Genomic DNA, 3,416 nt, shown 5'->3' on the forward strand with positions numbered 1-3,416 from the left:
CGCATTCGCCGCTGCTGCGGGCCAGGCTGAAGCTATGGTTCTCGTTCCACAGGTAGGTGGCCACCAGCGAGGGCGAGAAGCCCATCACCATGTGCCAGCCCATCGTCATCAGGTTGCGCTGGCCTTGCCAGGCGGTGCTGACCAGCACGATCGGACCGGGTTCGAGGAAGCGCCGGGCCTGCTCAACCGGGAAGTCACGTTTGCGCAAGGGCTTCATGCCGATACCTGCGGTGGAGGCCCCCATGCTGGCGCAGGCGTGATGAATTACCGGTCGAGGGGTTGACAGTCGATTCGATTACGCGCGTAATCGAATCGTCGATTACGGATGTAAACCATGACCCCTATCAGCGAAGCTGAAGCCGTTGTGATGGAGGTGCTGTGGCAGCAGGCACCGCGCAGCGCCGACGAGGTGGTGGCCGCACTGGCGCACCGCGACTGGGCTGAGCCGACCATCAAGACCCTGCTCAACCGCCTGCTGACCAAGAGCGCGATCGCCGCCGAGCGCGATGGCCGGCGCTACCTGTACCGGCCGCTGCTGCAGCGCCAGGCCTGGGTGGAGGCGCAGAGCCAGGACTTCATCGGCCGTGTCTTCGAAGGGCGCGTGGCACCGCTGGTCGCGCACTTCAGCGAACGCGGCCAGCTCAGCGCACAGGACATCGCCGAACTGAAGAAGCTGATCCAGGAGCTGGACCATGAATGAGCTGCTCGACGGACTGTGGCAGGCCAGCTTGTGGCTGGCGGTGGGCGTGGTCCTGCTGGCGGTGACGCGGGCGTTGCTGGTGCGATTGGGCGGCGCCGGGCTGGCCTACCGCAGCTGGTGGCTGCTGCCCCTGCTGTTGGCCACGCTGTTGATTCCCCTGCCACAGGTCGCGCTGTTGCAGCATGTGCCGACCTTGCCGCTGAAGGTCGTGCCGGAAGCAGTGGAGGGCCTGCCTGCGTCATCTCTGCAATGGCCCTCGCTGCTGTTGGTGGTGTGGGCGCTGGGCGCGGGCGTCTGCCTGTTGCGCGACCTGCGCGCACAGCGCCGCTTCGAACGCGGCATGGGCGCCCTGCAGGCACGCGCCGATGGCAGCTGGCAGGCCAGTGGCGATCCCGGGCTGCCGGCGCTGGTGGGCCTGTGGCGGCCGCGCATCGTGGTCGGCCCCGATTTCGACCAGCAGTTCACTGCACAGGAGCAGGCGCTGATCCTGCAGCACGAGCACAGCCATCGTCGCAATGGCGATCACTGGGCCAACGGCGTATTGCTGCTGATGCGCGCGGTGTTCTGGTTCCATCCGCTGCTGCCATGGGCCGCACGCCGCTTCCTGCGTGACCAGGAACTGGCCTGCGACGCCCGCACCATTGCCCCGCAGCCTGCGCTGCGCGGCCTCTACGCCAGCACGCTGCTGAAGGCGCAGCTGGTCCATCCGGTTGCGCCGGCGGTATGCCACTGGCGCAGCCAGCCTGTGTTGAAGGAGCGTATCGCCATGTTGAAGCTGTCCAAGCGGAAGGCATTGYCGTGGGTGTCGGGGCAGGTGCTGGTGGTCGGGTTGTGCCTGGGGATGGGGGCGGTGGCGTGGGCCAGCCAGTGTGGAGCAATGGCGGYCGGCCCAACCGTGGCCGTCATGGATCGCGAGATCCGGGTCGACAGGATGCCACCACCGAGCTACCCGAAGAGCGCGTTCGAGCAGAGCCAGACAGGCGTGGTGGTGCTCCGCGTCGACGTTGATGCGCAGGGTGCTGTCAGCGATGTGCGTGTAGTGAGCGCCACCAATCCGGGCGTGTTCGAAGCGGTATCGATTGCAGCAGCGCGAAGCTGGACCTATCGCCCGGCGCTGAAGAACGGCAAGCCGGTGGCGGGCGCTGTACGCATTCCGATCACCTTCGCCATGGATGAGAGCGACGAAGTGACGGAGACCGCCAGGTGATGCGCATCGCGCTGCTGTTGGCAGTGGGGATGCTGGCAGGCTGCGCCACCCAGGAACGGTTGACCACCGTCGATACCCGCAATGAGAGTGTCGGCCATCAGCGCCTGCATGCGGAAGGGAAAGGCGGCAGCGGCCAGGTGCAGGCGTACACGCTGGGAGCGACCGAAGGCTATCGGATGCCGCAGCTGTATGCGGCGCCGGATCCGCAGATCGGTGATCGTGACCCGCGCACCGAGCTGGCGCCGACCACGATCTGCCTGCAGGTGGTGATCGATGCCGAAGGCGCTGTCGAGCGAAGCCTGGCGCTGGTCGACCGCAGCGAATGCGCGGCAGGCGCGGCGAGCGAGAATGCGCCGCTGTTGCAGGCTGCGCAGGAGGCGGTGGCGATGTGGAAGTATTCGCCCGCCGCGGTCTGCCACTTCGCCCCCGGCAAGGTGCCGAGCGACCGTGGCGACTGCCAAGGCGCCGAGCGCGTCGAACCGGTGCCGGTGAGCCTGCTGTATGCCTTCACCTTCGAGATCGTGAAGGGCCAGCATGTGGTGCGCACGCAGGGTAAATGACGCGGTGTCATTGCTGGCGCGATGAGGCGACCGTGCGGGCCCTACGCGCCGCCCTGGATGTTGGCCTTCACCGCTGGCTGCATCAGCTGCGGTTCTGCCAGGGTCGCATCACGCGCCTGGCGCACGCTGACGAACTTCGCCTCGGCCACGCCCTCATGCACGTGGATGTTGTGCGCGCGCTGTTCACCAATGGTGGTTTCGTTGGCGAAATCGCGTCCGCCCGGGCCGTAGTCGTGGCAGACGAATACGCGGGTGGCATCGGGCAGGGCCAGCAGGCGCTGGATCGAGCGGTACAGCTGCGCRGCATCGCCGCCGGGGAAATCGCAGCGTGCGGTGCCGCCATCGGGCATGAACAACGAATCGCCGGTGAACAGCGCATCGTCGATCAGRTAGGCGATGCTGTCGCTGGTGTGGCCGGGTACGGCGATGATGCGCCCCTGCAGTTCACCCAGTGCGAAGGTCTCGCCATCAGCGAACAGGTGATCGAAGACGGCATGTTCCTCGGGCAGCTGCAGGCCATAGCGCGGTGCAAACGTGGCCTGCACCGCACGGATGCCTTCGCCGATGGCCAGCGTCGCATGCGGGAACCGTTGCTTGAGCCGACGTCCTGCCGACACGTGGTCGGCATGGGCGTGGGTTTCCAGCAGCCAGCGCACGTGCAGCTGCTGTTGCGCGATGGCATCGAGCATCGCCCGCACCGGCGATTCGCTGCTGGCGTCGGTATCCGGGTCGTAATCCAGTACCGGGTCGATCAGCGCGGCCTCGCTGCTGGCCGGGTCGCTGACCAGGTAGCTGAAGGTGTTGCTGTCACGGTGGAAGAACGATTGCACCTGGACCGACATCGGGCACTCCTCAGCGTGTGGCGAGCACGCGGTTCAGCAACTGCGCCAGGTTTTCACCGGCCAGTCGCAGCTGCGCTTCGGCCACCGGCCGGTAGCGCGTGGTGTAG

General features: G+C 66.8%; 5 protein-coding genes and 1 pseudogene. 3 read left to right on the top strand and 3 right to left on the bottom strand.

Annotation, left to right across the window (positions count from 1 at the left end; translation table 11 throughout):
• On the bottom strand, positions 1-217 hold a 217-nt coding region (locus AC1VAN_RS15690; RefSeq protein ID WP_480986149.1), incomplete at its 3' end, for a flavin reductase.
• A gap of 117 nt (positions 218-334) precedes the next feature.
• Between AC1VAN_RS15690 and AC1VAN_RS15695 the strand changes: the two genes are divergently transcribed.
• From AC1VAN_RS15695 to AC1VAN_RS15705, 3 genes are read left to right on the top strand one after another with little or no spacing between them, the layout of a single operon-like run.
• On the top strand, positions 335-700 hold the full coding sequence (locus AC1VAN_RS15695) for a BlaI/MecI/CopY family transcriptional regulator (protein ID WP_025874246.1): 366 nt from the start codon (positions 335-337) through the stop codon (positions 698-700).
• Positions 693-1,907, top strand: coding sequence for a M56 family metallopeptidase (locus AC1VAN_RS15700; protein WP_480986150.1), 1,215 nt, complete (start codon positions 693-695; stop codon positions 1,905-1,907). Before AC1VAN_RS15695 ends, AC1VAN_RS15700 begins: the two co-directional genes overlap by 8 nt.
• A complete protein-coding gene (locus AC1VAN_RS15705) occupies positions 1,907-2,467 on the top strand; it encodes a hypothetical protein (RefSeq protein WP_032977185.1) in 561 nt (186 codons plus the stop codon). The genes AC1VAN_RS15700 and AC1VAN_RS15705 overlap by 1 nt, the downstream gene beginning before the upstream one ends.
• Positions 2,468-2,508: 41 nt before the next feature.
• Here AC1VAN_RS15705 and AC1VAN_RS15710 read toward each other — a convergent pair whose 3' ends face one another.
• The gene (locus AC1VAN_RS15710; protein WP_442251990.1) at positions 2,509-3,309 is read right to left on the bottom strand and encodes an MBL fold metallo-hydrolase; all 801 of its coding nucleotides are present in this window, start codon (positions 3,307-3,309) and stop codon (positions 2,509-2,511) included.
• A gap of 10 nt (positions 3,310-3,319) precedes the next feature.
• Positions 3,320-3,416, bottom strand: a pseudogene (locus AC1VAN_RS15715) (S1/P1 nuclease); the annotation flags it as partial.

It is taken from the genome of Stenotrophomonas sp. 05L44_2 (assembly GCF_056665995.1).

Bases quoted from the DNA above. Each gene is read 5' to 3' on its own strand.
- AC1VAN_RS15705 (WP_032977185.1), top strand. From the start codon at position 1,907: ATGCGCATCGCGCTGCTGTTGGCAGTGGGGATGCTGGCAGGCTGCGCC.
- AC1VAN_RS15695 (WP_025874246.1), top strand. From the start codon at position 335: ATGACCCCTATCAGCGAAGCTGAAGCCGTTGTGATGGAGGTGCTGTGG.